1 protein-coding gene and 1 pseudogene are annotated in these 1,198 nt (G+C 41.3%); both read left to right on the forward strand.

Annotation, left to right across the window (positions count from 1 at the left end; genetic code table 11):
* Nucleotides 1-383, forward strand: a pseudogene (locus R7P67_RS25260) (XRE family transcriptional regulator); the annotation flags it as partial.
* A gap of 323 nt (nt 384-706) precedes the next feature.
* A partial coding sequence (locus tag R7P67_RS25265) for a TetR/AcrR family transcriptional regulator (RefSeq protein WP_318086377.1) occupies nt 707-1,198 on the forward strand: 492 nt, incomplete at its 3' end.

Below are 1,198 nucleotides of genomic sequence, written 5' to 3' on the forward strand. Positions count from 1 at the left end.
ACAAAAGTATTACGTTGCACGGCCCGCTGTACTACAGCTACGCAGAAAACTCGAAGTTAAACGATAAGTACACCGAGATAATCAAAGAGCAAACAACGACACATGATAAATGCGTTCGTGTTGCTTTGGCGCGAATGAAAATTACGGAAGAACAGTTGCTGGAGCTTGAAGATCAAGTAGCGAAAACGGTGATTGATTTTCACTCGAAGAATGTTGTCGCTGAAAACTTTAATGTTTCCGACTTCACAAACGTAGTTCTACTTGCTGGGCCACATCAACCAGTGACATTCTCTGATGGAATTGTAGAAACAGAATCTCGTTTTATTGACGATATTCGCTACGCAATTGCAGCAGCAGGGGATAAACCAAGCCTTTCAATTTAATCCATTCACTTATCTCTCAGAGCCAATGGCTTGCATCTTAGGTATTGGGAAATATCGAGTTTGTAAGCTCTTGGCTTAACGTCTATCTCTCGCCTAAATCTTCAGCACATCAGTTTGTCTAGCCTTTGTTTTTGCATTTTAATGATAAAACTATAGATTTTTGTAATTTTTCGTTATGGATAAATTCATACTTGTAATGTTTGTTTTTTGATCTATTATGACGAAGTGTCAATTATGACGGTTCGTCAAAAATTGTGACGTTCCTGTTTTACATAATCGTGTTACAATTATCAGGAGTGTGTGGGTATACGGATCAAAGGATTATGTTTAACTTTCGCTGTAAAAAGGATGGTAAGCGAGACGGGTGTCGTGTCTCGTCCGGGCTAACCAAAAAGCAACAAGCGATTGCGGATAGAGAAGTTGAGCTTATTCAACTGGCTAAGTCACTCGTCCAAGAGCAGGGGTTTGCGAACCTCACTATGGATAAGCTGACCTCGGCTAGCTCTTATTCTAAGGGCACCATCTACAATCATTTTTGCAGCAAAGAAGACGTAATACTTGCGCTTTGTATCCATTCGTTAAAAAGCGAAGCGATATTTTTCGAGCGCACGGCAAACTTCGATGGCAATACTCGAGAGAAAATTATTGCGATGCATGTAGGCTATCGTATTTACGCTCGAATGGAGCCAGTGCTGTCGACTTGCGCGATTGTAGCTAAAACGCCTTGGGTGTTGGAAAAAGCATCACCTGAACGTTTGAATGAGCTGAATCGGCTAGAAGAAGAAGTGATTTCCGGTGCAGATGCGTTGGTCAAT

This window comes from Vibrio sp. Vb0937 (genome assembly GCF_033338855.1).